The organism is Cognatundibacterium oligocarboniphilum, from assembly GCF_013377855.1.
In the GTDB taxonomy this organism is placed as follows: Bacteria; Pseudomonadota; Gammaproteobacteria; order Burkholderiales; family Burkholderiaceae_D; genus Undibacterium; species Undibacterium oligocarboniphilum.
Window position 1 is genome coordinate 393,953 of record NZ_JABXYJ010000005.1, and the last position, 25,772, is coordinate 419,724.

At 50.3% G+C, this 25,772-nt stretch carries 24 protein-coding genes; 12 read left to right on the plus strand and 12 right to left on the minus strand.

Features of this window, described 5'->3' with window-relative positions; genetic code table 11:
• Nucleotides 1-44: 44 nt before the first annotated feature.
• Nucleotides 45-1,067 (minus strand): tryptophan--tRNA ligase, encoded by a 1,023-nt coding sequence (gene trpS / locus HV832_RS11130; protein WP_176803894.1) that lies wholly within the window; start codon nucleotides 1,065-1,067, stop codon nucleotides 45-47.
• 249 nt (nucleotides 1,068-1,316) lie between these two features.
• On the opposite strand from trpS, the gene hemC reads away from it, so the two are divergent.
• From hemC to ppa, 5 genes are all read left to right on the plus strand, one after another.
• Nucleotides 1,317-2,258 carry a hydroxymethylbilane synthase gene (hemC, locus tag HV832_RS11135; RefSeq protein WP_317889316.1) on the plus strand — a complete coding sequence of 314 codons (942 nt, stop codon included), beginning with the start codon at nucleotides 1,317-1,319 and terminating at the stop codon, nucleotides 2,256-2,258.
• 25 nt (nucleotides 2,259-2,283) lie between these two features.
• Entirely contained in the window at nucleotides 2,284-3,042 is a 759-nt protein-coding gene (locus HV832_RS11140) for a uroporphyrinogen-III synthase (protein WP_317889317.1), read from the plus strand.
• Nucleotides 3,039-4,202 carry a uroporphyrinogen-III C-methyltransferase gene (locus tag HV832_RS11145; protein ID WP_399310684.1) on the plus strand — a complete coding sequence of 388 codons (1,164 nt, stop codon included), beginning with the start codon at nucleotides 3,039-3,041 and terminating at the stop codon, nucleotides 4,200-4,202. The genes HV832_RS11140 and HV832_RS11145 overlap by 4 nt, the downstream gene beginning before the upstream one ends.
• A 1-nt stretch (nucleotide 4,203) precedes the next feature.
• A complete protein-coding gene (locus tag HV832_RS11150; protein ID WP_176803897.1) occupies nucleotides 4,204-5,400 on the plus strand; it encodes a heme biosynthesis HemY N-terminal domain-containing protein in 1,197 nt (398 codons plus the stop codon).
• 98 nt (nucleotides 5,401-5,498) lie between these two features.
• Entirely contained in the window at nucleotides 5,499-6,035 is a 537-nt protein-coding gene (gene ppa / locus HV832_RS11155) for an inorganic diphosphatase (protein WP_176803898.1), read from the plus strand.
• Between the two features lie 131 nt (nucleotides 6,036-6,166).
• Here ppa and HV832_RS11160 read toward each other — a convergent pair whose 3' ends face one another.
• On the minus strand, nucleotides 6,167-7,207 hold the full coding sequence (locus HV832_RS11160) for a serine/threonine protein kinase (RefSeq protein WP_176803899.1): 1,041 nt from the start codon (nucleotides 7,205-7,207) through the stop codon (nucleotides 6,167-6,169).
• Between the two features lie 24 nt (nucleotides 7,208-7,231).
• Nucleotides 7,232-8,428, minus strand: a complete 1,197-nt coding sequence (locus HV832_RS11165; protein ID WP_176803900.1) for a GNAT family N-acetyltransferase — start codon at nucleotides 8,426-8,428, stop codon at nucleotides 7,232-7,234.
• Between the two features lie 27 nt (nucleotides 8,429-8,455).
• Here HV832_RS11165 and HV832_RS11170 point away from each other — a divergent pair, with 27 nt between their 5' ends.
• Genes HV832_RS11170 through HV832_RS11180 form a run of 3 tightly spaced genes read left to right on the plus strand, consistent with a single transcriptional unit; the run spans nucleotide 8,456 to nucleotide 11,600 of the window.
• The gene (locus tag HV832_RS11170; protein WP_176803901.1) at nucleotides 8,456-10,069 is read left to right on the plus strand and encodes an NAD+ synthase; all 1,614 of its coding nucleotides are present in this window, start codon (nucleotides 8,456-8,458) and stop codon (nucleotides 10,067-10,069) included.
• Between the two features lie 14 nt (nucleotides 10,070-10,083).
• Nucleotides 10,084-10,422 carry a P-II family nitrogen regulator gene (locus tag HV832_RS11175; protein ID WP_176803902.1) on the plus strand — a complete coding sequence of 113 codons (339 nt, stop codon included), beginning with the start codon at nucleotides 10,084-10,086 and terminating at the stop codon, nucleotides 10,420-10,422.
• Nucleotides 10,423-10,427: 5 nt separating this feature from the next.
• A complete protein-coding gene (locus HV832_RS11180) occupies nucleotides 10,428-11,600 on the plus strand; it encodes an ABC transporter substrate-binding protein (protein WP_176803903.1) in 1,173 nt (390 codons plus the stop codon).
• 60 nt (nucleotides 11,601-11,660) lie between these two features.
• Here the strand turns inward: HV832_RS11180 and HV832_RS11185 are convergent, their stop codons facing one another.
• Nucleotides 11,661-12,287, minus strand: a complete 627-nt coding sequence (locus HV832_RS11185) for a Smr/MutS family protein (RefSeq protein WP_176803904.1) — start codon at nucleotides 12,285-12,287, stop codon at nucleotides 11,661-11,663.
• Nucleotides 12,288-12,308: 21 nt separating this feature from the next.
• Nucleotides 12,309-13,253, minus strand: coding sequence for a thioredoxin-disulfide reductase (trxB, locus tag HV832_RS11190; RefSeq protein WP_176803905.1), 945 nt, complete (start codon nucleotides 13,251-13,253; stop codon nucleotides 12,309-12,311).
• Nucleotides 13,254-13,489: 236 nt separating this feature from the next.
• Here trxB and HV832_RS11195 point away from each other — a divergent pair, with 236 nt between their 5' ends.
• Genes HV832_RS11195 through HV832_RS11210 form a run of 4 tightly spaced genes read left to right on the plus strand, consistent with a single transcriptional unit; the run spans nucleotide 13,490 to nucleotide 18,249 of the window.
• Nucleotides 13,490-15,829: a DNA translocase FtsK gene (locus HV832_RS11195; RefSeq protein WP_176803906.1), complete on the plus strand. Its 2,340-nt coding sequence runs from the start codon at nucleotides 13,490-13,492 to the stop codon at nucleotides 15,827-15,829.
• Nucleotides 15,819-16,496, plus strand: coding sequence for an outer membrane lipoprotein chaperone LolA (gene lolA, locus HV832_RS11200; RefSeq protein ID WP_176803949.1), 678 nt, complete (start codon nucleotides 15,819-15,821; stop codon nucleotides 16,494-16,496). The genes HV832_RS11195 and lolA overlap by 11 nt, the downstream gene beginning before the upstream one ends.
• Nucleotides 16,497-16,946, plus strand: a complete 450-nt coding sequence (locus tag HV832_RS11205) for an AAA family ATPase (RefSeq protein WP_176803907.1) — start codon at nucleotides 16,497-16,499, stop codon at nucleotides 16,944-16,946.
• Nucleotides 16,939-18,249, plus strand: coding sequence for a replication-associated recombination protein A (locus HV832_RS11210; RefSeq protein ID WP_176803908.1), 1,311 nt, complete (start codon nucleotides 16,939-16,941; stop codon nucleotides 18,247-18,249). The genes HV832_RS11205 and HV832_RS11210 overlap by 8 nt, the downstream gene beginning before the upstream one ends.
• 136 nt (nucleotides 18,250-18,385) lie before the next feature.
• On the opposite strand, the gene HV832_RS11215 is transcribed toward HV832_RS11210, so the two are convergent.
• The 7 genes from HV832_RS11215 to HV832_RS11245 form a co-directional block, all read right to left on the minus strand.
• Nucleotides 18,386-19,576 (minus strand): ABC transporter permease, encoded by a 1,191-nt coding sequence (locus HV832_RS11215; RefSeq protein WP_176803909.1) that lies wholly within the window; start codon nucleotides 19,574-19,576, stop codon nucleotides 18,386-18,388.
• Nucleotides 19,558-21,039 carry an efflux transporter outer membrane subunit gene (locus HV832_RS11220; RefSeq protein ID WP_176803910.1) on the minus strand — a complete coding sequence of 494 codons (1,482 nt, stop codon included), beginning with the start codon at nucleotides 21,037-21,039 and terminating at the stop codon, nucleotides 19,558-19,560. Before HV832_RS11220 ends, HV832_RS11215 begins: the two co-directional genes overlap by 19 nt.
• A complete protein-coding gene (locus HV832_RS11225) occupies nucleotides 21,036-21,971 on the minus strand; it encodes an efflux RND transporter periplasmic adaptor subunit (RefSeq protein ID WP_176803911.1) in 936 nt (311 codons plus the stop codon). Before HV832_RS11225 ends, HV832_RS11220 begins: the two co-directional genes overlap by 4 nt.
• The gene (locus HV832_RS11230; protein WP_218132017.1) at nucleotides 21,968-22,747 is read right to left on the minus strand and encodes an ABC transporter ATP-binding protein; all 780 of its coding nucleotides are present in this window, start codon (nucleotides 22,745-22,747) and stop codon (nucleotides 21,968-21,970) included. The genes HV832_RS11225 and HV832_RS11230 overlap by 4 nt, the downstream gene beginning before the upstream one ends.
• Before the next feature lie 148 nt (nucleotides 22,748-22,895).
• The gene (locus HV832_RS11235) at nucleotides 22,896-24,290 is read right to left on the minus strand and encodes a heavy metal sensor histidine kinase (protein WP_176803912.1); all 1,395 of its coding nucleotides are present in this window, start codon (nucleotides 24,288-24,290) and stop codon (nucleotides 22,896-22,898) included.
• A 6-nt stretch (nucleotides 24,291-24,296) separates the two neighbouring features.
• On the minus strand, nucleotides 24,297-24,971 hold the full coding sequence (locus HV832_RS11240) for a heavy metal response regulator transcription factor (RefSeq protein ID WP_176803913.1): 675 nt from the start codon (nucleotides 24,969-24,971) through the stop codon (nucleotides 24,297-24,299).
• 148 nt (nucleotides 24,972-25,119) lie between these two features.
• The gene (locus tag HV832_RS11245) at nucleotides 25,120-25,758 is read right to left on the minus strand and encodes a 4'-phosphopantetheinyl transferase family protein (protein ID WP_176803914.1); all 639 of its coding nucleotides are present in this window, start codon (nucleotides 25,756-25,758) and stop codon (nucleotides 25,120-25,122) included.
• Nucleotides 25,759-25,772 lie beyond the last annotated feature (14 nt).

Genomic DNA, 25,772 nt, shown 5'->3' on the forward strand with positions numbered 1-25,772 from the left:
TGTTGGGAGGGATGGTACTGTGCCGCATTGTTTTGTTGTCGTACTCAGAAATGTTTCAGACCAATCGCCGCCTTGACTTCGTCCGTGGTCTGAGCGGCGATTTCCCTTGCCTTGTGCGTTCCTTCTTTGAGCATTTGCAATACTTGTCCACGGTCTTTCGCATACTCTTCACGGCGCTCCCGAATCGGCGCCAGCAAATCCTGCAGAATACCTTCGAGGCGCGCTTTTACAACACTGTCCCCGAGACCGCCGCGGACATAATGGTCTTTCATCGCCTGCAGACCGGTTTTGTCCTCATCAAAAGCATCCAGATAAATAAACGCGACATTACCTTCCAGATGGCCTGGATCATTCACGCGCAGGTGCAACGGATCGGTATAAACATTGCGCACAGCTGCTTTGATTTCTGCTGGTGAAGCACCCAGATTAATGGTGTTACCCAGAGATTTGCTCATCTTGGCTTTACCATCAATACCGGGTAGCCGGCCGATTTCCGGCACCAGTGCCTGACATTCCACCAGAATATCTTTATTGACTAAACGATTAAAGCGCCGGACGATTTCATTTGTTTGCTCAATCATTGGAATCTGGTCTTCGCCAACAGGAACCAGCGTGGCTTTGAATGCGGTAATGTCCGCTGCTTGGCTGACCGGATAAGTCAGGAATCCGGCTGGAATATCACGTTCAAAATTACGCAGGATAATCTCCTGTTTGATCGTTGGATTGCGCTCCAGTCGTGCGACAGAAACCAGATTCAGATAGTAAAACGTCAGTTCGGTTAATTCGGGAATCTGCGATTGGATAAAAATAGTGGATTTTGCAGGATCAATTCCGACAGCAAGGTAATCGAGTGCGACTTCCAGGACATTGTTATGTACTTTGGCCGGATCATCCATGTTGTCTGTCAGAGCCTGGGCATCTGCCAGCATGATGTATTGCTCGTATTGATGCTGATATTTGACACGATTACGCAGGCTTCCGACGAAATGTCCGAGATGCAGCGGACCGGTAGGACGGTCGCCCGTCAGGATAAGATGATTTTTATGGTCATTCGTGCTTGCTTGCATAGGAAATCCGTTCTCGGTGCGTAAAAAAAGCCGCTCATTGATGGCGGCATTTTGGAAAAATTGCTTCTTGTCAGGACAGTATGATGCCGCCAGAGCAGATTATGTGTCAAGTTTGTGGATGTGCATCAAAATACGATCAGTTTCCCTGGTTTCGTTGGCAATGGAATAAAGGTTGGGTGGTAAAATTCGCAGCAATTATTCTGGTCGGCCTGTATGCCGGCCTCCGATCAAGTAACAGGTAATCTGATAGTGACTACTCCTGAAAAATTAATTATCGCTTCCCGCGAAAGCCGTCTGGCGATGTGGCAGGCTGAATATGTGCGCGATAAACTGGCGGCCCTCTATCCGGCCTGCGATATTCAAATCCTTGGTATGACGACGCGTGGCGATCAGATACTGGATCGTGCTTTGTCCAAAGTGGGTGGTAAGGGTTTGTTTGTGAAGGAGCTGGAAGTCGCTATGCTTGAAGGACAGGCTGATCTCGCCGTCCATTCCCTGAAAGATGTACCGATGGATCTGCCGGAAGGATTTGCTTTGGCAGCTATACTTGAACGCGAAGATCCGCGCGATGCTTTTGTGTCAAACCAATTTTCTTCCTTGGATGAGTTGCCCGCCGGAGCCGTAGTCGGTACCAGTAGCTTGCGCCGGCAAGCTTTAATTTCCGCACGGTTTCCGCATTTGCAGATTCGCCCATTACGCGGCAATCTGGATACCCGGTTGCGCAAGCTGGACGATGGTGACTATGCGGCAATCATTCTAGCCGCGGCAGGCCTGAAACGTCTGGGTTTATCAGAGCGTATACGGGGCTTTTTGTCACCTGAACAAAGTCTGCCTGCTGCAGGACAGGGGGCAATGGCGATTGAAATATCTGCCCATCGTGCAGATTTGATGTCATGGCTGGCACCATTGAATCATCTGTCAACTTCCCAAGCAGTTAATGCTGAGCGTAGTGTTTCCCGGACGTTTGGCGGTAGTTGCCAGATTCCACTTGCTGCCTATGCGACCGTCAGTGGATCGCAGATGCATTTGCGTGGAATGGTTGCGACACCGGATGGCAGTCGGATTGCGCAGGCTGAAGTGCATGGTGTGGCGGACCAATTTGAAGCGCTGGGTGCCCAGTTGGCAGATGCTTTATCTGCGCAGGACGCTGCCGGTATTCTTGCAGTTTGTAAAGCGCAAATCACAGAGTGACTGGCCAGGGATGTCTCGCCGGCCAGTGATTATTACCCGTCCCCGGATTCAGGCATTTGAATTTGCGGAAAAGCTGAAACGCCTGCAAAGGCAGGCGGTAGTCTTTCCATTACTCGATATCCGTCCACTAACCGATCAGTCGGAAATCATACGAACTGTGGGCTTGTTGACGAAGTTCGACCTGGTTGCTTTCGTCAGTCCGAATGCTATTGACTGTTTCTTTCCACATGTTGCTGCATGGCCTGCTGCGCTTCCGATTGCTGTTGTGGGAGAGGGGAGTCGCAGAGCGTTGGAAAAGCATGGTCTGAATCATCAAAATGCTGACATCCGCAAGCCGGGCAACTCAGACCGGACAGACTCTGAAACCCTGATGGCAGAAATGGACACAGTTTCTCTGGCTGGACAGAAAGTGCTCGTGGTTCGTGGGAGCCGGGGACGCGAATTCCTGGCTGATGCGTTCCGCAAGTACGGGGCCGATGTGGTTCAGTTGGTGGCATATTCCAGCTCAGAGCCCGAATTCTCCGTCGAATGTGAAGATCAGTTACGACATTTGCTGAGTATGGATAGCGACTGGGTAATAACCAGTTCGGAAGCCGTGCGAACTTTGATGCGATGGACAGAGAAACTAGATTGTGGAAAATATGTATTAAAAATGCAACATCAGAATCTGATCGTTTCTCATGCTCGCATTGCTGAAACTGCGACGGCGCTTGGTTTTCGCAACATTACTTTAACGGGTACCGGCGACGAAAATGTGCTTGTCGCGTTACAATCATGCGTATGAACGAACAGCCAATCAATTCAGGGAGCGATTCCTTGTCTCAACAAACCGAACCAATCACCGTACCAGCGGTGACTCCTGCACCAGCCGTTTCCGGCGCGAACCCTAACTGGACTCAGCCAGGATACCTGATATCTGGCGTGCTGGCAGTTTTGTTGGCGGCAAACTGGTGGTCTTCGCAAAATCAAATCAGTGCTTTAAGAGAAGAGGTCGCCCGCCGTTTGCTGAGCGCCGATACCAACAGCAGCGAAACGAAAATACTGGCCAAAAATATTCAGGACACAACGAAGGAAATTCAGACAAAAGTCATTTTGCTTGAGGGCAAACAATCAGAAGCGCAGAGTCAGCAATTAGCGCTGGAACAGTTGTATCAGGATTTGTCCAAGAATCGTGACGAATGGGCGTTGGCGGAGGTCGAGCAGGTTTTATCAACTGCCAGCCAGCAATTACAATTGGCAGGCAATGTACAGGGGGCATTGATTGCCTTGCAAAATGCGGATAATCGCTTAGCTAAGTCTGAGAAACCGCAATTTATTCATATCAGACGCGCTATTGCAAAAGATATTGAGCGTTTGAAGTCTTTGCCTGCGCTGGATTTGCCGGGGCTGGCCTTGCGTCTGGATAGCGTCATTGCTCAGGTTGATCACATTCCTTTATGGTCTGATGAAAAGTCGGTAGTCACCGCAGTTGCGCCGAAAGCGCCATTGCGGGTATTGCCCAAATCAGCGGCCAGTACCAAGCAGGATAACAAAAAAGCGGTTGCTGAAACTGACGATGTCAGCTGGTCTGTGCGAGCACAGGATGTATGGCAAAGTTTTTCAAGTGAAATGTGGGGCGAGGTCCGGCAATTGATCCGTATCCGGAATGTCGAGACGCCTGATGCGTTGTTACTTGCTCCGAACCAGGCCTATTTTGCGCGTGAAAATCTGAAATTGCGGCTGCTGAATGCGCGCTTGGCCCTGCTTTCCAGAAATGAAGGTATTTTCCGTAATGATCTGGTTACAGCGCAGGATGCAATCAGCAAATATTTTGACACTCGTGCCAAACAGACTCAGACGGTACAGGCATTGCTGCGCCAGGTGCAGGGCAGTAATTTGTCTATTGAAATGCCGACTTTGTCGGAAAGCCTCAATGCAGTGCGTAACTATAAAGTGAAGCCCTGATATGCAAATTTTCATCCGGCTTCTGATTCTTTTCTCTCTGGCAGTAGGGCTGGCGATCGGCGCGCGTTTTAATCCCGGTAATGTTGTATTGTTCTTCCCGCCTTATCGTCTGGATTTGTCGCTGAATCTGTTTCTGTTTTTATTACTGGTGTTATTCGTCGTTTGTTATCTGGTGCTTGGCGCCATTAACAGCGCACGAAAAATGCCGAAAAAAGTCGCTGCATACCGTTATAGTAAAAAAGAACGTGAAAGTAATAAAGCATTGCGCGAAGCAATCCGCACTCTGTTTGAGGGACGTTTCGGTTACGCAGAAAAAGCTGCAATCCGTGCAGCGGAATTGCCCGAAAACGCCAGTATTGCCGCATTAATTGGTGCGCGCGCTGCGCATCACATGGGGCAGTTTGAGCGCCGGGATGGGTGGATGAACGGAATCAAGACGGATAATTCACATAAAGTGGCTCGTCTGGTCAGTATGACAGAATTATTAGTTGATCAGCATCAGTCAGAAAAGGCGCTGGAATCCGTTCGTGAACTTCAGGCAAATGGCAGTCGGCATATCCAGGTATTGCGGTGGGCCCTGAAAGCAAATCAACAGGCGAGAAAATGGCAGGAAGTCTTGAAGCTGGTACGCACGCTGGATAAGCACCATGCCTTGCACCCCGCATTATCTAGCCGTTTAAAAGAGTTATCGTATGAAGACCTGCTTAAAGATAGCGCAAATGATGCAGAATCGGTACGGCGAACCTGGTATGACATTCCCGCAAGCGACCGTAAATCTGCTTTCGTAGCACATCAGGCAGCCTTGGCATTTAACGCCAGAGGATTGTTTGATGAAGCGCGGACGATTGTCGAAAAAGCCTTGCTGGAAGAGTGGGATGAGCGTTTGCTGAGAGATTACCGCGATGCGGCAGCCCCGGAAGGTTCGGCCGCCTTGTTGTCGCAAATCGAGAATTGTGAAAAATGGTCAGTCGAGCATCCGACTGACCCCGAATTAGCTCTGACGCTTGGCGTTTTATGTTTGCGTCAGAAACTATGGGGTAAGGCACAACGTCATATGGAACAGGCATTATCTGATGCTGTTTCCGGGCGGACAGTCAGAGAGTCGAATCTGAAGCTCGCGCAATTACATGAGGCACTTGGTCAGGATGACGAGGCAGCCTATCACTACCGGCAATGTGCAATTGCGACCACGCTGTGATGATTTTGCGCTGTGTGCATTGCACCAATTCAACCTGAAAGCCGATATAATCCCGAGTAGTGATTGAGACTTCCCTGATATTGAAAAGAAAGACTGACATGAGCTTGAATAATGTACCTGCAGGTCGTGATTTACCAAATGACTTTAATGTCATTATCGAAATTCCGATGAATGCTGATCCGATCAAATATGAAGTAGATAAAGATACCGGAGCAATTTTTGTCGATCGCTTTATGGGCACGGCCATGCACTATCCGTGCAATTACGGCTATGTGCCACAAACAATCGCTGATGATGGCGACCCTGTCGATGTGCTGGTCATTACACCTTTCCCTTTAATTCCAGGTGTTGTAGTTCGTTGCCGCCCGATTGGTGTTCTGAATATGACGGATGAGGCTGGAAATGATGCGAAGGTTCTGGCCGTGCCTGTCGACAAAATTTTGCCAATTTATACCCACTGGCAAAAACCTGAAGATATGAACGAATTGCGCCTCAAACAAATTCAGCATTTTTTTGAACACTACAAAGACCTGGAAAAGGGCAAATGGGTGAAGGTCGAGGGTTGGGATGGTCCTGAAGCCGCGAAGAGAGAAATTCTGGCTGGCGTTGAAAATTTTAAAAACGCAGGAAAATAAATCTCCGTTTATCTGTGGTTAACAAAAAACGCGGCATATTTGCCGCGTTTTTTGTTGTAATGACGAAGTTTCGTTGTTTATTATTTATTGTTGATGCGTGTATTACCGAAAAGTCTGTTGCTGGACGGGTTTTAATGAGGAAAATACATAGTCGTAGCAATGACCAGTCCAACCAGAACGGCAATCAGGCTGATCCATGTTAAGGAGCTGATCTTATCTCTCCGCTGATTGATTGCTGCAGGAGCGCGCTGAGCGTACTTACGTTTGCGCTTGAGTCTTTTATCCCGTTCTATAAAATTATTCAGTGCTGTCGATAATGCTTCGGCAGTGGAATAACGCGCATTCAAATCTTTTTCCATCGCTTTCATGACGATTTTGGACAGTGAATTTGGAATGCGTGGATTAATTTCAGTCGGTGATTTAAGTGTTTTATGTGCGATTTGCTGCAATAGCTTATTGATGTCATTGCTTTGGAAAGGCTTTTGCATCGTCAGCATTTCATACATCACCGCTCCGAGGGAGTAAATGTCCGTTTGTGCATTGACTGGTTTTCCCAAAGCCTGCTCAGGAGACATATAGTTCGGTGTTCCCAGAATATTGTTGTTAAACAGGGTCACATCGGCAGGCTTGTTTTCATCAATTAAACGGTTTGGTGCGCGTGCAATTCCGAAATCGACTACTTTAGGCTGATTATTGGATAGGATGAAGATATTACCTGGTTTAATGTCGCGGTGAATCACACCATGTGCATGGGCGTAAGACAGAGCATCTGCAATCTTTTGAATAATCGATGCCGTTTCTACGATATCAAAATTTTTTCCATTCGCAAGCATGGTCTTTAAATCCTCACCAGGCAATAGTTCCATGGCGATAAATGTAATGCCTCCTTCTGTAGAGGCATCGAAGATGGTCACGATGTTCGGATGTGATAAGCGGCCTGCCGCCCTCGCTTCGTTAATGAACTGTTGTTCACGCGATTTTTTATCAGCTGTACCGATATTGGTATTCAATAACTTGATGGCGACACCACGATCGATCACAGGATCATGTCCCCGGAACACGGAACCGTTCGCGCCGCTACCTAATTGTTCTGTCAGATAAAATCTGCCAACGCGTTTGTGCATGGCTGAAGGCGGAGAAGAAGGGGGAGTTGGGTTTGGCTTGTTTTCCATGTCAGCAGAATGCCTTGTACAACATTAAATATCAAGTGAGCTTGATGTAATTATTTTGTTTTGCGGCAATTTTTTGTAAGGATTGTGCTCGTTCAGCATATCCGCGTAAAGTTGAACGTCATGACTTTCCCGGCGCAGGAAGGCGGCTACAGCATGATTGAATTCCTTGCGACTTAAAAAATGGGCAGAGTATGTTTTTTCCGGCAAAAAGCCGCGTGCCATTTTGTGTTCACCTTGTGCGCCGCCTTCAAAAGTAAGGAATTTTTCGCGAATACAAAATTCGATTCCCTGATAGTAAGCGGCTTCAAAATGCAGGCAAGGATAATATTGCACGCAACCCCAGTAGCGACCGTAGACGTGTTGCTCATCGTGAAAAAGCAGTGTGGCAGCAATGTTTTGGTGATCTTTGACTGCCAGGATCATGTGAACCTGCTTCTGCATAGTAGCTCCTATCTGCAGGAAAAAATCCAGGTTCAGATAGGGGCGAGAATGATGATTCAGATAGGTCAGGTCGTAACAGTGTTTAAAAAATTCCCATTTCTCCCTGGTGATATGTTCTCCAGGGATATGCTTGAAACTAATTTTTTGTTCGGTGATTTTCCTTCTTTCTGCACGAATATTTTTTCGTTTTTTATGATCTAGCGTATCAAGAAAATCGTCAAAAGTCAGATATTGATGATTGTGCCAATGAAATTGAATGCCAGTCCTGATCAGAAAACCGGCTTCTTGTAGTACTGAAATTTCGGGTAAGTCCAGAAACAGCAGATGGATGGACGATAATTGTTCTTTTGTAAGGATTTCTCTCAATGCATCGATCAGAAATTGTCTAACTTGCGGCACGGCGCTGATAAGCCTGCTCCCCGTTACGGGGGTGAAGGGAATCGCTGCCAGTAATTTGGGATAATATGGCAGACCGTGATGCTGATAAGCCTCGGCCCAACTCCAGTCGAAGACATATTCACCGTAAGAATGAGATTTTTTGTATAGCGGGCAGGCACCTACCAAAATCTCCCGATCCCAGATGGTCACAAAATGGGGTTGCCAGCCAGTCTGGGTGCATGCGCTGCCCGATTCATGCAATGCATGTAAAAATGAAAATGAAAGAAACGGATTTTTGTTTCCGGTCGCTCGAAGTAGATTTTCCCATGGCAGCTGTCCTACATCTGATAAGGAACTGGCGATGCACGTGCGATAATGCTGGTTTTCAGAAATTAATTTCATTATTAAATGGAATAAGATTGCACGATTATGACGATTAAAGTTGCTATAGCTCAGATGAATTGCACGGTCGGAGATTTGGCCGGAAATGCTGCACAGATTGTAGACTATGTTCGTCGGGCAGCTGCTGGAAATGCCGATATTGTTGTGACGCCAGAGCTGTCGCTGACCGGGTACCCGCCAGAAGATTTGCTGCTGCGCCCAGGATTCTGTCTGCAATCGCAGAATGTCTTACAGGCGCTTGCTGATCAGCTACGTGAATTTCCTGATCTGTCTGTACTGGTGGGGTATCCGTTGGCGCAGGACGGCATGCTGTTCAATGCAGTGTCTGTTCTGATGAATGGCCAGATTGTCGGAACTTACCGCAAACGTCATTTACCAAATGACGCTGTTTTTGATGAGCGCAGATATTTCAGTCCTGCATCTGATGTCTTCGTGTTTACGGTAAAGGGTATTTGTTTTGGGATTAATATCTGCGAGGATACCTGGTTTGCAGATGCACCAATGGCAGCTCAAAATGCCGGTGCGCAGGTTTTGCTGGTACCTAATGCATCTCCATTTCATATGGACAAGCTGCACAGACGTCAACAAGTCATGCGTGCCAATGTCACTTCTGCAGGTCTTGCACTGGTTTATGCCAATCTGATTGGTGGGCAGGATGAATTGATTTTTGATGGTAATTCTTTTGTGCTGGATCAGGCTGGAAATGTGTGCGCGCAGCTCAGACACTGTGAAACTGGTCTGCATGTGATCGAATTTGAAGGCGCGCAGCCGCAGTCGGCAGAATTAGTTGAAAATGGCAGTGCCGAAGCACAGATTTATCAGGCGCTGGTATTGGGTTTGCGTGATTATGTGAATAAGAATGGTTTCCCCGGTGTGCTGCTTGGTTTATCCGGTGGCGTTGACTCGGCGCTGACGCTGGCAATTGCCGTGGATGCGCTAGGAGTGGATAAGGTGAGGGCGGTGATGATGCCATCTCCGTATACGGCAGATATTTCTTTGGTGGATTCACGTGAAATGGTCCGGCGACTTGGTGTTCGCTATGATGAGATTTCAATCGCCCCATGTTTTGATGCTTTTAAATCAGTGTTGAGTCATGAGTTTGCCGGATTAAAAGAAGATGCGACAGAAGAAAATATTCAGGCGAGGATACGCGGTACTTTGTTGATGGCCATGTCGAATAAATATGGTTCTATCGTTGTAACTACCGGGAATAAGAGCGAAATGGCGGTGGGTTACTGCACTTTATATGGTGATATGGCGGGCGGCTTTGCAGTGATTAAGGATATTCCCAAGACACTGGTGTATCGTTTGTGTGAATACAGAAACCGTATTGAAGACATTATTCCTGAACGGATTCTCACGCGAGCCCCCTCGGCTGAGTTGCGTCCGGATCAGAAGGATCAGGATTCCTTACCGCCATACGACATACTCGATGGAATCGTGCAGAGATACATGGAGCAGAATCAGTCGCGTGAGGAGATTGTTTCTGCTGGTTATCGTGTTGAAGACGTGGAGCGGATTACGAAATTGATTAAAATCAATGAATATAAGCGTCGCCAGGCACCTGTCGGAATTAAGATTACACCAAGAGCGTTTGGGCGCGACTGGCGTTATCCTATCACTTCAAAATTCAGAGATTAATAAAGGAAAATAATATGAAACAAGTAACCGCTGTAATTAAACCTTTCAAGCTCGACGAAGTGCGCGAAGCATTGGCAGAAGTCGGTGTGACGGGGCTGACTGTCACTGAAGTCAAAGGATTCGGACGGCAAAAGGGGCACACCGAACTATATCGTGGTGCAGAATACGTGGTTGATTTTCTGCCAAAAATTAAGGTGGAAGTCGTGATCGATGACAAGATTTGCGATCATGTCGTAGATGCGATCATCAAGGCTGCACACACTGGAAAAATCGGAGACGGAAAAATCTTTGTGCAGAATGTAGAGCAGGTTATTCGCATCAGAACAGGAGAGACGGGCCCGGATGCCGTCTGATGCAGATGAAGAATTTCTCTTCATTACGAAGAAAAACAGCTTTCAGCTCAATCTTGCTGGCACTGGCTGTCGCATGCTTACCAGCAGCCAGTGCATTGGCGGAAAGCGGTGTCACGGAACATAAGATTATTCTTGGTCAGTCCGCTGCTTTTTCTGGTCCTGCTGCACAATTGGGGATTCAATTACACGCTGGTGCGAAGGCCTATTTTGATTACATTAACTTAACAGGCGGAGTATTTGGCCGGAAGATTGAGTTACTCCGACGGGATGACAAATACGAAGCGGAAATTGCCGCCGTTAATACCAAGGCTTTTATCGAGAATGATGACGTTTTTGCCTTGTTTGCCTATGTAGGTACGCCGACCAGTAATGCCGCTTTACCTTTATTTACCCAGGCAAAAGTTCCATTTTTTGCACCTTTTACCGGGGCACAATCCTTACGTGAGCCATTTAACCGGCAAATATTTAACATCCGCGCCAGTTATTTTGATGAAACGGAGCATCTGGTGGACAGGCTGGTGAATACGGGATTGAAAAATATCGCTGTGTTTTATCAAAATGATGCATATGGTAAGGCTGGTTTGGCGGGTGTTGAGCGGGCACTTAAAAAGAAAGAATTACCGATCATTGATACTGCGACTGTCGAACGCAATAGTCTGGATGTGTCAAAGGCAGTGGAAAAACTGATTGCAAAACGCCCTGACGTCATCATTCAGATCAGTGCCTATTCATCCTGTGCTGCTTTTATTAAAGAAATGCGCAAATTAGAATATACCGGTCAGTTTTACAACGTGTCTTTTGTCGGTAGTCAGGCGCTGGCTGATACGCTTGGAAAAGATGGTCCGGGAGTGGTAATTTCCCAGGTAGTGCCATTTCCGTGGTCAATCGCCAATGCGATGGTTGTCGGCGAATATACCAAGATCATGAATAAGGCGGGTATCAAAGATCTTAATTTTTCCAGTCTGGAGGGATTTATTGCTGCTAAAGTATTCGTTGAGGGGTTACGCAGAGCAGGGCAAAACCTGACACGTGAAAAACTGATTGCCGCTCTGGAGTCGATCAATGTCAAAAATTATGATGCGGGCGGATTTGATATCAATTTTTCGCCATCGAATCATAATGGTTCCCGCTATGTCGACATGACCATAATCGGGAAAGACGGACGCTTCAAAAACTAGCTGAAAAATCCAGTGTGAAGCTTGTTTTCTACATCTTATGAAAATGTGCAGATCAGGGAATCAGGCTTTCAGTAAAACAATCAATGCACCGGAACCGCCGTCGGCAGCAGTTGCCTGACTGAATGCAAGCACTTCATCTTTTTGTATCAGCCAGTTTCTGACCTTATGCTTCAGGATGGGTTCTTTGTTGACGGAACCCAATCCTTTTCCGTGAATGATGCGAACGCAACGGATGCCACTGCGCCCGCATTTTCTCAAAAAATCTCCCAGACTGTCTCTGGCCTGATCTCTGCGATAACCATGTAAATCAAGCTGCGCCTGAATGACCCAATGACCTTTGCGTAATTTGCGAACTACATCAACACCGACGCCCGGTCTGGTGTAACTGAGATTTTCATCGGTTTCAAGCAGTGAGTCGGCATCGAATTCATCAGAGAGAGATTCTTGTAAAGCTGCCTTTTCATCCGCTAAATGCTGAAATGGAATCGGAGCTGGACGTTGTGGTTCCACCTGATGCTTTGCAGCGGTCTTGATGGGGGCTACATGGCCAATGCTGTTGCGGAAAATATTCGCTTCAGCCGCTGCTTTTTTTTCCTGTTTCAGTTGTTCCGCCTCAGCGCGCTGCTTTGCTTCTTGCTGCTGTCTGAGTTGTTGCCCCAGGGATTTCAGATCAGCAAAATTCTTCATCTGCCACCTCTGAATCTTTACTTACTCTTCCAGATAACGCTGGGCGTCCAGTGCGGCCATACAGCCGGTTCCTGCACTGGTGATCGCCTGACGATAGACGTGATCCTGAACGTCGCCTGCGGCAAATACTCCCGGAACATTTGTTGCCGTAGCCATGCCTTCGGTACCTGTCCGGGTCTTGATATAACCGTTGTGCATATCAAGTTGCCCTTCAAAGATGCCCGTATTCGGTTTGTGACCAATAGCGACAAACAGGCCGTGCAACGAGATGGCGCTGACCGTACCTTCAGCCGATTTGATCCGGATGCCGGTGACGCCGCTGTCATCGCCAGTCACCTCATCAAGTGTGTGATTCCATTTAATTTCAACTTTTCCTTCAGCAACTTTAGCCATCAGGCGGTCAATCAGAATGGCTTCTGCACGGAATTTGTCGCGACGATGAATCACCGTCACTTTGCTGGCAATATTTGACAGATACAGGGCTTCCTCGACCGCAGTGTTGCCGCCACCGATGACAGCCACTTCTTTGCCACGGTAAAAGAAGCCATCGCAAGTCGCACAGGCAGATACGCCTTTTCCCATGAATGCCTGCTCTGAAGGCAGACCAAGATATTGTGCTGAGGCGCCGGTAGCGATAATGAGGGAGTCGCAAGTATATTCAGCCTGATCGCCTATCAGGCGAATCGGTTTTTCGTCGAGCTTTGCAGTGTGAATGTAGTCAAAAATAATTTCAGTATTAAACCGTTCCGCATGTTGCAGGAAACGCTGCATCAGTTCTGGTCCTTGTACGCCCATCGGGTCGGCTGGCCAGTTTTCCACATCGGTCGTTGTCATCAGCTGACCGCCTTGTTCAACACCGGTAATCAGAACAGGATTCAGATTGGCGCGCGCAGCATAAATAGCGGCGGAATAGCCAGCCGGACCGGAACCAAGAATCAATACTCGAGCGTGTTTAGATGTAGACATGGAAGACCTGCAAAAAGAAAGTTAAACGTGGAGCGGTGAATGCCATCTGAATTGTCAGGAGATGGAGATGCGGTTACAGAATACAAATGCTTACATTATTTTGGAGCTGTATCCCGCATTAGCCGTGATTATAGTCTATCCTCTTATCCACCGTGACAGGCATCTGGGTTTTGCGCATCACTCAGGGCATGCTATCTTGTCAGTTTCGCTTGTCTGGATGAATATATTCCTGATTTATGACTACAAGTAATAACGAAGCTTATACCCGCAATCATAAAAGTACACCGCCCCCGCCTTTGCCGGGAAAGATGCTGGTGTTACTGATGGAGGCACGCTGGATTCTGTTTGCTGCTCTCAGTATTTGTCTGATACTGGTGCTGGCAACGTATTCAAAGGCAGACCCGGGGTGGTCGCAATCGAGTATGGTTCCACGCGTTCACAATCTGGGTGGCAAATTTGGTGCATGGTTGGCGGACGTGCTGCTTTATGTGTTTGGCATATCTGCCTGGTGGTGGTGTGTCGCCTCATTGAAGCAGGTCTGGAAAACATATCGCCTGCTGGCCAACCGTTTTGCCGTCCAGCCTGCACCAGAAGAACAGGTGCATCAGTCTGTATTACTGATACAGAAAGCTGGTTTTGGATTATTGATCGCCAGCAGCATGGGAATTGAATACCTGAGAATGTATTCTCTGAAACTTCCGTTGCCATTGGCGCCAGGAGGTGTATTAGGGGAGCTGATCGGCCGTTCTGCATTGACGGCATTGGGTTTTACCGGCTCGACTTTATTGTTGCTGCTGGGTATGGCTCTGGGTATCAGTCTGTATTTTCAGGTGTCATGGCTGACGATCGCAGAAAAAATTGGTACTGCGATTGAGGCAATCTTTGTGTTTGTGCAGCACAAACACGCGGCAGCTGAAGATCGTCGTGTCGGGCAGAGTGCCGCTGTCAAACGGGAAGAGGCGGTCGTTCAGGAGCGGGCAAAGATTGTTGAAGCTGCGCCAATCCGTATCGAACCGCAAGTAGTGGCTGTGCAGCGCTCCGAGCGGGTGGAAAAAGAAAAACAGGTTTCTTTGTTTAATGAATTGCCAGATACAAATTTACCGCCGTTGTCCTTACTGGATGAGCCTCCACCAGCTCAGGAAACCGTCAGCGTCCAGACCCTGGAATTCACCAGCCGCCTGATAGAAAAGAAGCTGTCCGATTTTGGCGTCGAAGCCAAAGTCGTGGCGGCTTATCCCGGACCGGTCATTACACGGTATGAGATTGAGCCGGCGACAGGTGTGAAAGGCAGTCAGATCGTCAACCTTGCCCGGGATCTGGCGCGGTCTTTGTCGCTGACTTCGATTCGTGTCGTCGAAACAATCCCTGGGAAGAATTATATGGGACTGGAGTTGCCCAACCCTAAACGGCAGATTGTGCGACTGACAGAGATACTGGGATCAAAAATTTATAATGACAGCACATCAAGCCTGACAGTCGCTTTAGGTAAAGACATTGCCGGTCATCCTGTGGTTGCCGACCTCGCAAAAATGCCTCACCTGCTGGTAGCAGGTACTACTGGCTCCGGAAAATCTGTCGGTATCAATGCCACGATCTTGTCCTTGTTGTATAAGTCCGATCCCAATGACGTCCGCATGATTCTGATTGACCCCAAGATGCTGGAAATGTCAGTCTACGAAGGCATTCCTCACTTGCTGGCTCCGGTTGTGACAGATATGCGCCAGGCCGGGCATGCACTGAACTGGGCTGTGACCGAGATGGAGCGCAGATATAAACTGATGTCCAAACTCGGTGTCCGTAACCTGGCTGGCTACAATGCCAAAATTGCCGAAGCGACCAGGAAAGAGCAGCATATTCCCAACCCTTTCAGCCTGACGCCAGACGCGCCGGAACCGCTGGAAAAGTTGCCAACAATCGTGATCATCATCGACGAGCTGGCCGATCTGATGATGGTGGTCGGTAAGAAGGTGGAAGAATTGATTGCCCGTATTGCACAAAAAGCGCGAGCCGCCGGCATTCACCTGATCCTGGCGACGCAGCGCCCGTCGGTGGATGTGATTACCGGTTTGATTAAGGCGAACATCCCGACCAGGATTGCATTCCAGGTCAGCAGCAAAATTGATTCGCGGACCATTCTGGATCAGATGGGTGCGGAAACTTTGCTTGGTATGGGGGATATGTTGTACATGCCACCGGGAACAGGTTTGCCTATCCGCGTCCACGGGGCGTTTGTCTCCGATGACGAGGTACACCGGGTTGTCGAGCATCTGAAAGCGCAAGGCGAACCGAACTACATTGAAGGTATTCTGGAAGGAGGCGTGCTGGATGAGGGCGCAGAGGGCGGCAGTGCCGGAGAGGCGGGTGCTGGTGGTGAGGCCGACGCTCTGTACGATCAGGCTGTGGCGATTGTTCTCAAGAACCGCCGGGCTTCGATATCGCTCGTTCAGCGCCACTTGCGGATTGGTTATAATCGTGCCGCCCGGCTATTGGAACAAATGGAGCAAAGCGGCGTCGTATCATCAATGCAGTCCAATGGCAACCGGGAGATACTGGTGCCAACCGGAAATGCAGAATAGTGAATTAGGAAATCAAGTGAAAAGCAAAATTAAAATGCTGCGTGGGCTGATGACAGCTGCGGCCATACTGCTTGCGCCGGTTTTGGCACAGGCTTCAGCCGTCGAGCAGTTTAAATCTTTTGTTAACAATACCAAAAGTGCCAGAGGCGAATTTGTTCAGCAACAGGTCAAGATGACAGATGGCACTGCGAAAATTGGAAAAACTTTTCACGGCACTTTCATCTTTGCACGACCGGGAAAGTTTATCTGGATATATCAAAAACCCTACGAGCAGACATTGCAGGCAGATGGGGAAAAATTATTTATTTACGATAAAGACCTGAATCAGGTAACGGTGAAGGAACTGGGGGACGCGCTCGGCGCCAGCCCGGCAGCGATCTTATTTGGCAGTGCAGGCACCGCCGATCTGGAGAAAAATTTTGGATTGCGCGATGTCGGTGCGAAGCAGGAGATGGAATGGCTGGAAGCGACTGCCAAGAGCAAAGACAGTCAATTTGATCATATCGGCATCGGAATGAAAGGCGGGGTGCCCGTCGCACTGGAATTACGGGATCATTTCGGCCAGGTGTCGGTGCTGACACTGAAGAATCTGGAAAAAAATCCTACTCTCAAGGCCGATCAGTTCAAGTTTGTCATACCTGCCGGCGCAGATATATTCCGGCAGTAAATGAGCGAGATGAATTATTCAGACAAGTCGCTCGTTCCATTGGCTGAAGGCATGCATTCAGCCACGCTGACGGATGTTATCGGACAACAGGATATTTTGGGTGAAGGAAAATCTTTACAGCTTGCCTTCGAGTCCGGTCCGCCGCATTCGATGATTTTATGGGGGGCGCCGGGCTTAGGTAAAACAAGGCTGGCACGGCTGATGGCCGATGTATTTCACTGCGAATTTATTGTCTTGTCAGCGGTTTTGTCGGGCACCAGGAACATTCATGATACTGTCGAACGCCCACAGTTATTACGCTCCATATTTCAGCACAAGCCCATCCTGTTTGTCGATGAGGTTCACCGCTTCAACAAAGCAGTCAAGTCATATATAAATCAATGGCTTAGAAGAGTCATTGTGCAAATAATTGGGCTTCCCCATTGTTCAGAGGTGGGAAGGCATGCCTGATCTGTTCGCACAAGAGCCCGATTTCCAGAACACACCACTGGCTGAAGCCCTCCGTCCCAAGACCTTGGACGAGGTCATTGGGCAGTCGCACTTGCTGGGTGAGGGGAAACCTCTGAGGTTGGCGTTCCTGTCTGGGAAACCGCACTCAATGATCTTCTGGGGGCCACCTGGTGTTGGGAAGACCACCCTTGCAAGACTGACTGCCACAGCCTTCAAGTGCGAGTTCATTGCCCTGTCTGCGGTCTTGTCTGGTGTGAAAGACATCAGAGAGGCAATGGAACAGGCAAGGCAGTACCTTACGCAAGGCAAGAACACCATCTTGTTTGTAGACGAAATTCACAGGTTTAATAAGTCTCAACAAGATGCCCTGTTGCCTCATGTTGAATCGGGATTGTTCACCTTTATAGGTGCGACTACTGAGAACCCTTCTTTTGAGGTCAATTCGGCTCTTCTGTCTCGTGCTCAAGTCTATGTCCTGAAGTCGCTGACCGATGAAGAATTGAAGCTTTTGCTCAAGAGGGCCAAAGATGAAGGTTCCCTTGGTGATCTTGAGTTTGAAGACCTGGCTGTTGATACGATTGCTGGCTATGCAGACGGTGATGCAAGAAGATTTTTAAACCTGCTTGAACAATGTAAAACGGCTGCTGGTGCTTCAGGTATCAATGAGGTAACTGCGGACTTTTTGCAGAATGCCTTGACCTTGAACAGTCGGCGTTTTGACAAGGGCGGGGACAACTTCTATGACCAGATTTCAGCTTTGCACAAGTCGGTGCGTGGCTCCCATCCTGATGCGGCTCTTTACTGGCTAACACGCATGCTGGACGGTGGTGCTGATGCTCGCTATCTTGCTCGGCGCATCGTTCGGATGGCATGGGAAGACATTGGTCTTGCTGATCCGAGAGCCATGCAGATTGCCAACGATGCAGCATTGACTTATGAGCGGCTGGGAAGTCCTGAAGGTGAGTTGGCCTTGGGGCAGGCAGTGATCTATCTCGCTGTAGCTGCTAAGAGCAATGCGGGTTACAACGCCTATAACCAGGCAAGAGCTTTTGTGAAGCAGGACAAGAGCCGTGAGGTTCCTGTTCATCTCCGCAATGCACCAACGAAGCTCATGAAGGAACTCGGCTACGGGCATGAATACCGTTATGCTCATGACGAACCGAATGCCTACGCTGCTGGTGAGACTTACCTACCTGAAGGCATAGAAGAACCTGGTTGGTACCAGCCGGTACCGAGAGGGTTAGAGATCAAGATTGCTGAAAAGCTTGCTCTCCTGCGGAAATGGGATAAAGAAGCTAGTTAAAGAATTCCAATAAGCATACGTCGGTGAGAGCTTGCCATTGCACTATAAGAAAACAGATTTATGCCAACACTTCAATGAGTGGGGAAAAACGTGATAGTTAATCATCATCAGCCCAGGTTTTCTGACCGATGATGCCTTATCTTCCCGCAAACACCGTCGCCGGCTCCAGTCTGAGTACCGGACGGGCGCTGAATACAGCAGCAATAATGCCGGTCAGTATGACCATACCGCCGCCGGCGAGTGGGGCGAACCACATCATGCGGAAAGGGTAATCGCTTTCATGCAGAAACAAATCAGCTACGGCGCACAGACCGGTGCCAATTCCCGCACCTGACAGTCCGCATACCCCAGCCTGTAAGAACACCATTTTCAGCAATTGCGAGGGGAGTGTACCCAGGGCGCTCAGTACAGCATATTGCTTCAGGCTTTCGCTGGTGAACATGTAAAGCATGACGCCGGTAACGCCGAATCCCACGGCAATGGCCAGGATCAGCATGGACATCACGTCGCCGACATCTTCGGAATTAAGCAGATACCAATGCACCGTATCCGTTTTGAAGTCGGATGCGGTTCGTGCTTTCAGGCCGGTTTGCTGTTCGATGCGGGCAGCAAGCGTCTGCGGATTGATGTCCGGTGCAGCGCTGACCAGCAGGAAGCTGATTTGCCTTCGCTCGGCAGGCAAAATACGGTGTGCATTGGCGAGTGTCATATACATCAGCGGTTTGGCCGGGTAACGAGGGTGCGTATTCGATACGCCGGCAATGCTTATCCGATGATCATTGAGTTCCAGCTGATCGCCGTTGGCCAGCCGGCGCATGGCGACTCCGGTGCGGGAGCGACCATCGCGCGGCCAGATATCGGCGGCGTGCAGCGGCGTCAGCAGTTTGTTTTCCGTTCCGCCGTCATCGACCATGACCTGGCCCGGCTGACGCAGTGCCGGATAGTTCAGCCCTTCAGTGCGTGGCAGACCGGCGAGACTGCTGTTGTCTGCGCCGATAATCTGAAATGACTGAAAGGAACCGTTCGGGAATCGGACTTCGGCAGAACCGAGCAGCAGTGGCATGGCGCTGGAAACGCCAGGTACTGAACGGACACGTAATATTGCCGATTCGGATAAATTGGTCGTCTGCTCTACGGAGCTGACTGCCGGATCCATGACCCAGATATCGCCGGGCGTTTCACTGATGAGCGCAAACCCGCGCGTCATGAAGCCACAGAAATAAGAAACGGCAAAGCTCACCAGAAAAGCGGTAAAGGTAACGCCTAGTATCAGCGTGGTGAATTTTGTCCGGTCACCGCCCAGCATTTTCAATGCAATGTGGTACATGATGAATTGTCCGATGAGTGTTTCTGGAGGCAGGCGCCGGCATAGCTATCGTGCGCTTTTGCCTCCGCATGGTAAAAGTCGCCGGCAAATGCTTTGTTAATCGCTATCCAGTTGACGGCCAGAGCGGCGGCGCTACGTATTTGCTCTTGCCGGGCGGCTGTCCATCCATGTTTCGCAGTCAGAACCGCACGGTAATCGCTGAGACCCGCGGCATAATGCGATTCGGCCAGACCGAGGCGGTTTTTAGCGAGCGCGACGTTTGTTAAGTGTTGAACTTGCAGGTTTTGTTCCTGCGTATAGATGGTCAGACTGTTTTCCACATCTTCCACCGCTTGCAGGATAGTCTGGCGATAAGCGATCAGCGCCTGCTGCTGTTCCGCGTCGCGTACCTGTATGGTTGCTGTGATTTTCCCGCTACGCAGTATGGGCCATGATAGGGAGGGGGCGATACGCCAGATGCGGCTTGCGCCTTCTGCCAGGGTGCCGAAAGCAGAACTGGCAAGACCGATTTGTCCGATCAGCGAGAAGCGCGGATACCAGTCGGCCTGCGCGGCCCCCAGTCTGGCGGATGCGGCCGCCAGATGCCTTTCTGCCACCAGAATATCGGGGCGTTGCCGCAGCAATTCGGATGGCAGCGCAGAAGGTAGGGCGTGAGGCGTTGCTGGCAAGCGGTTAAGAATTTTAATCTGCAGTTCGCCAGGGTAGCGGCCCAGCAAGACGCTCAAGCGGTTCAGTGCGGCATTGCGCGTCGCGCTGAGTGGTGCCGACGCCATTTGCGCAGATATCAGCCCGGCTTCGGCGCTTATCAGATCGGTGCCGTTGGCAAACCCGGACGCGCTTCTGCTGCGCACCAGTTTCAGCATATCCTGTGCCGTTTCTGTGTCTTCCTGCGCCAATGCCGTCAGTGCTTCCGTTTTTCTCAGTTCGATGTAATTGCGGGCGACTTCTGCCAATATCGTTATACGCATGGCGCTGAGCCCGGCTTGTGTTGCACCCAGTTCAGCCGATGCGGCCTCTGAAAACTGGCGGCGGGCCCCAAAAAAATCCGCCTCCCAGCTCGCATCAAATCCGGCCTGAAACAGGCTGCCGGTTTCGCCGGGCTGGCTGAACGCGCTGCTATCGACGTTGGCACTTTCGTGTTCGCGTTTGGACAGTGCGTTTCCCTGGACGACCGGGTTGCGTATCGCACTGATTCCCTGATATTCGGCACGGGATTTACGCAGCAAGATGCGGGCGCGTTCTATGTCCATGTTAAGGCGCTCCGCTTCATCCATCAACAGGCTCAGTTCCGGATCTGCGAAGGCTTGCCACCACGGTGAATTTTCCGGTAAGGCAGACGTATGCTGAGGCATGGCTTGCCATCTTTCGGGCATTGGAATGACGGGTGGCTGATAGGCGAGAGGCGTGGAGCATGCCGACAGTATCAGGCAGATCGCGGCGCAGGCGGGGAGCTTGGGTTTCATGGTTGTACTGCCCCGGCAGCGGTGGATCTGCGGCTGGAAGCGGTATGTGGTTTCGGTCCGGCATCAATGAATACATCCAGCATTTGCCCGATATAGAGCGGCATATCTTTCGTATCGAAACTGTAGATGACCTGCAGCACGCGGGTATCAACCCGTTCAGCGCTTGTACCGATCAGCGTAGATTTCGGACGCAAATACGGTTCTATCCGTTCAAAATGCAAGGTGACCGGATGCTCTGCATCGTTGCGCGAATAAGCGAAAGCGGCTGCATCCGACCGGACGTAGCGGGCATCGTTTTCATCAATATCTACCCGTACCTGGCGACGACCTGAGTCGCCCATCAGTATCAGGGGAGCGCTGTTGTCGGCATATTCGCCGTTGTGCAGCCGAATCTGCAATATCTGGCCCGATGCCGGCGCACGAACGATACGCCGCTGCATTTCCATTTTGATTTCATCGACGGCGGCTTGCGCGGTGGCGACGAGCATCTCATCCGTTTTGACGGAGAAGCGCCGGTTATCCACTTCTTCAGCACTGATGGCGCGTTTGTCCGATATCCGTTCTGCGCGTTCGCTCGCATGACGCGACATTGCCAGCCTGGCCTGCGCTTCCTTCATGCGGGCGTTAGCAAGCGGCAGCCGGGCTTGCAAATCGCTGTCGTCCAGATAAACCAGCGGCGTGCCGGCGCTGACGGTACTGCCCCAACGCACGGGGATGCTTTTGATAATGGCGGCAACTGGCGTACCGATGGCGATATTGCCACCGTAGGCTTCCGTTATTCCGGTGCCTGCAATCTGGTTGGCAAATGGTGAACGTATTTCTGTACCGGATGCTTTATCCGGTATGGCGACCTGATCGTCGCGAACAACGGAAAATACAGTCAGCGCGAGACCGGATATGGCGAGCACGGCCAATAAGTAATGACGATTCATGACAGGAAATTTTTGGGGGAATGTGTTTCGATGGAGATCACCCGGCCGTCGTCCATGCGGGCGATGCGGTCGGCAAAACAAAAAATACGCGGATCGTGTGTCACGACGAGCAGCGCGCGACCAGCAGTTCTTGCAACCTTGCGCAAGGTTTCCATAACAGTTTGCCCGGCGTCGTGATCAAGGCTGGAGGTCGGTTCGTCGCAGATAATCAGCCGCGGTTCGTGTACTAGCGCACGTGCAATGGCAACGCGTTGTTGCTGACCACCGCTCATGCGTCCGGGTGAATGGTCAGCGCGACTGGCCAGCCCAAGAGACTCCAGCACAATTCTGGCCTGCGATTCTGCGGCTTTGCGCGGCACGCCCTGCAGCAAAAGCGGTACAGAGATATTTTCGACGGCTGTCAACGCCGGCAATAAATTGAAGCTCTGAAAAACAAAACCGATGTGCTGCCCACGGAAACGCGCACGCTGCTGCGCAGACATGGTTCGTATGTTCTTGTCGAGTACCTTGCAGTCACCGCTGTCGGCATCCAACATGCCGCCGATGATGGATATCAGGCTGGTTTTGCCACAACCGGAAGGCCCGGCCAGTATCAGTAATTCACCGCCATGAATATCGAGGTCGGCACCGCGCAGGGCAGGGGTCTGCGCCTCACCATGATTGTAGGTTTTGCGAATCGCTCTGCAGGAAACCAGTGGAGAAACGGAAGACATGGGGTGGACTTGGCGCTTATTCGGAATCGGAGCGCCAAGAATACCTGTCGCAACTGATGCCACGATGACGCTTATCTGACCGTTTCGTCAGATTGGCGGCTGCCTGCAATGAGCAGGAGATAATCTGTGGTGGTCAGTGACACTCAGTGAAAGTGAGCGGTGACCGGATAAGCGTTGTGTATCGCCGCGACAGACAGTCTGACGGAAATTTTCAGACGGAAGCATGGTGTCCGGACGTATCGCTTGCAGGGAAATACAGAAGCACTTCGGTACCCTGATCGGGGATGCTGGCAATCGCAATCGTTCCACCGTGGAGGCGCATGATGGACTGTACGATGGCAAGGCCCAGGCCGCTGCCCTGGCCGCGGCGCTGTCTGGAGCGATCTGCCGTATAAAAGCGCTCGGTAATATAGGGCAGATCTTCCGTTGCGATACCGCAACCGGAATCGCTGACCTGAACTTCCACGCTGCCCGATTGCTGGACGACGGCGCTCAGCGTCACCGAGCCGCCCTTGCCGGTATTCCTCAGCGCATTGTCAACCAGATTAGCCAGAGCGCGTCGCAAGAGCCCCTGATCCGCCCATAGCCGGCCGCTTGCCTGCACATTCAGCGTCATATCCTGTTCGTCGGCCATGGCCTGAAAAAAATGGCAGACAGATTGCAATTCGGCGTGCAGATCCAGATGCTTGCAATCGAGGGCAGTATCGGCTTGCTCAGCTCGCGCGAGGAACAGCAAGGCATCGACCATACGTGCAAGTTTGGCATACTCGTCCAACCCGGATTCCAGACATTGCCGGTATTCGACTGGAGAGCGTTCGCGGGATAAAGTGGTTTCTGCTTCACTACGCAAAATCTGCAAAGGAGTACGTAATTCGTGCGCAATGTCCGCTGAAAAACGCGACATACGGGAGAACGCGTCATCAAGACGTATCAGCAGCCGGTTGAAATTATCTGCCAGTATACGCAATTCTTCCGGCCAGTCGGTCTCATCCACGCGCTGATCCAATTGCCGGATACCCAGTCCTTCGACCAGAACGGCAAGGCGATGCAAGGGAGCCAGTCCATAGCGTGCAATGGCATAGCCGGCGGCTATGGCGATAAGCAATACGGTAATCACGCCGGTAAGCAGCATATCGCGATAGAACGCCAGCAAGCGCTGTTCCTTGGCGAGGCGCATGGCGGCGTGTATGGTCAGCTTGTCGCTGTGCTGCTTCATCAGGCGGTAACGTATTTGCTGGCGGTCGTACCAGTCTGCCTTTTCTGCCACCCAGGGCATGGCATCGAATGTTTCCGACGGAATGCCCTGGGCTTCTGCATTATGGGTATCGGCAACGACAGCATTGCCCTCGTCGAAGACTCTGACGCGAATATCGGGAAAGGTTTCACCCTCGTGCTGTAATTCTTCTTGCAGGGCGGCGTAATTTCCAGGATGCAGGGCGATAACGGCGCGCGCTTCCGAGACTTTGCTGAATAAAAATGTATCATCTTCTCGCAGCAGGCGATCAGCCAGCATCCAGTACATCACATAACCCACCGATGCAATCAGCGCCGTGCTCAGCAATGCATACCAGACTGTAAGCCGGAGGGACATGGAATGTAATTTCATCGTCGCTCAGCTTCGCACTTCCAGCACGTAGCCGACACCGCGCAAGGTGTGTATCAGCTTGCATTCGAAGGGGTCGTCAATTTTTTTACGCAGGCGGCGGATGGCTGCGTCGATCACATTGCTGTCGCCGTCGAAGTTCATGTCCCATACCTGCTCCGCAAGATGGGTGCGGGTCAGAACTTCGCCGGAATGGCGCATCAGATAATCCAGCACCCGATATTCTTGCTGCGCCAGATCGAGCATCTGTCCGGCGCGGGAAACACGGTGTCTGATCCTGTCCATTTCAAGGTCCGCCACGCGCATCAGCTCCGATTGCTGAGCCGGTGCGCGTCGTAAAACATTGCGGATACGGGCAAGCAATTCGGAGAAGGCAAACGGTTTGACGAGGTAATCATCCGCTCCCGCATTGAGCCCTTTAACACGATCGGATACCGCATCCAGCGCCGTGAGCAGTATGACGGGCAGGGCGCTCCGTTCCGCTTTCAGCGCATGCAGTACCGACCAGCCGTCACATTTGGGCAGCATCACGTCCAGTATCACCAGTGCGTAGTTTTCAGTCAGCGCCAGATGCAGGCCGTCAATACCGTTTTCTGCCATATCTGCAGAAAATCCTTCTTCCCGCAGGGCGCGCGCCAAGGCGGCAGCGGTTTTAGGCTCATCTTCGACTATGAGGATTTTCATACCGGAAATCAAATAGGGCGGGGAAATCGTGTCATTGTAATGCGTTGAAGACGAAAGATGATTACGAGCTTAAATTGCAAAGAAAATTTTCGTCAATAAAAAAGAAAACCCTATCTGATCAATGAGTGCAACGTATTGGCTGGTGTTCTCATGAACCTTCTGAATGTGAGGTAATAATTGATCCGATATAAGGGGGTGGCAAGTGAATCGCATACTGGTTTGCCTGCCTGTTCTCGAACAGTAATTTATCCGAAAAATCTTTACTATACTCTTGCAACGGTATGCCAGCATATTTACAACTCGCTTCCAGTATTGTCCATTCCCTGAAAAATAACGGCATCTGCAAATTGCCTGGCCTCTCCAGAATCATGTCTGTCTTGATTTGCCCAAGATAAAGTCTGGATGTCTCTACCCATTGGCTGAATAAGGTGTTTTGCGGAAAACAGGCAACATCGATAGCTATATTTTTGTGAAGATGGATAGCTGCAGCAGATAAACCCGATTCATGACTGAATGACACGGCGAATTCTTTTTGCGCCATCTGAATTAGCGCTCGTTTACCTGTTCGCAAAATCAGGCGAATTTGTGAAGGTGGGGAGTTCAATGCGCGCGACAACAACTCGGTAACGGCAAGACGTAACTCCTGTCGCGCCATATCCCTTCCCAATGTCGGTGGTAAATGAAGATATATGATCGCCCATTTTTGCAACAAAAAATGTTGAATGACCTGCTCTTTCATGGCTGGCCACGACATCGCAGGCAAATATGGGAGTTTTCCTGATTCCATCAAGATACAGAGAG

Bases quoted from the DNA above. Each gene is read 5' to 3' on its own strand.
- HV832_RS11180 (WP_176803903.1), top strand. From the start codon at position 10,428: ATGAAGAATTTCTCTTCATTACGAAGAAAAACAGCTTTCAGCTCAATC.
- trxB (WP_176803905.1), bottom strand. From the start codon at position 13,253: ATGTCTACATCTAAACACGCTCGAGTATTGATTCTTGGTTCCGGTCCG.
- HV832_RS11170 (WP_176803901.1), top strand. From the start codon at position 8,456: ATGACGATTAAAGTTGCTATAGCTCAGATGAATTGCACGGTCGGAGAT.
- HV832_RS11225 (WP_176803911.1), bottom strand. From the start codon at position 21,971: ATGAATCGTCATTACTTATTGGCCGTGCTCGCCATATCCGGTCTCGCG.
- HV832_RS11235 (WP_176803912.1), bottom strand. From the start codon at position 24,290: ATGAAATTACATTCCATGTCCCTCCGGCTTACAGTCTGGTATGCATTG.
- HV832_RS11175 (WP_176803902.1), top strand. From the start codon at position 10,084: ATGAAACAAGTAACCGCTGTAATTAAACCTTTCAAGCTCGACGAAGTG.
- HV832_RS11220 (WP_176803910.1), bottom strand. From the start codon at position 21,039: ATGAAACCCAAGCTCCCCGCCTGCGCCGCGATCTGCCTGATACTGTCG.
- HV832_RS11215 (WP_176803909.1), bottom strand. From the start codon at position 19,576: ATGTACCACATTGCATTGAAAATGCTGGGCGGTGACCGGACAAAATTC.
- HV832_RS11160 (WP_176803899.1), bottom strand. From the start codon at position 7,207: ATGGAAAACAAGCCAAACCCAACTCCCCCTTCTTCTCCGCCTTCAGCC.
- HV832_RS11195 (WP_176803906.1), top strand. From the start codon at position 13,490: ATGACTACAAGTAATAACGAAGCTTATACCCGCAATCATAAAAGTACA.
- HV832_RS11165 (WP_176803900.1), bottom strand. From the start codon at position 8,428: ATGAAATTAATTTCTGAAAACCAGCATTATCGCACGTGCATCGCCAGT.
- HV832_RS11150 (WP_176803897.1), top strand. From the start codon at position 4,204: ATGCAAATTTTCATCCGGCTTCTGATTCTTTTCTCTCTGGCAGTAGGG.
- trpS (WP_176803894.1), bottom strand. From the start codon at position 1,067: ATGCAAGCAAGCACGAATGACCATAAAAATCATCTTATCCTGACGGGC.
- HV832_RS11245 (WP_176803914.1), bottom strand. From the start codon at position 25,758: ATGGAATCAGGAAAACTCCCATATTTGCCTGCGATGTCGTGGCCAGCC.
- HV832_RS11210 (WP_176803908.1), top strand. From the start codon at position 16,939: ATGCCTGATCTGTTCGCACAAGAGCCCGATTTCCAGAACACACCACTG.
- ppa (WP_176803898.1), top strand. From the start codon at position 5,499: ATGAGCTTGAATAATGTACCTGCAGGTCGTGATTTACCAAATGACTTT.
- lolA (WP_176803949.1), top strand. From the start codon at position 15,819: ATGCAGAATAGTGAATTAGGAAATCAAGTGAAAAGCAAAATTAAAATG.
- HV832_RS11145 (WP_399310684.1), top strand. From the start codon at position 3,039: ATGAACGAACAGCCAATCAATTCAGGGAGCGATTCCTTGTCTCAACAA.
- HV832_RS11240 (WP_176803913.1), bottom strand. From the start codon at position 24,971: ATGAAAATCCTCATAGTCGAAGATGAGCCTAAAACCGCTGCCGCCTTG.
- HV832_RS11205 (WP_176803907.1), top strand. From the start codon at position 16,497: ATGAGCGAGATGAATTATTCAGACAAGTCGCTCGTTCCATTGGCTGAA.
- HV832_RS11185 (WP_176803904.1), bottom strand. From the start codon at position 12,287: ATGAAGAATTTTGCTGATCTGAAATCCCTGGGGCAACAACTCAGACAG.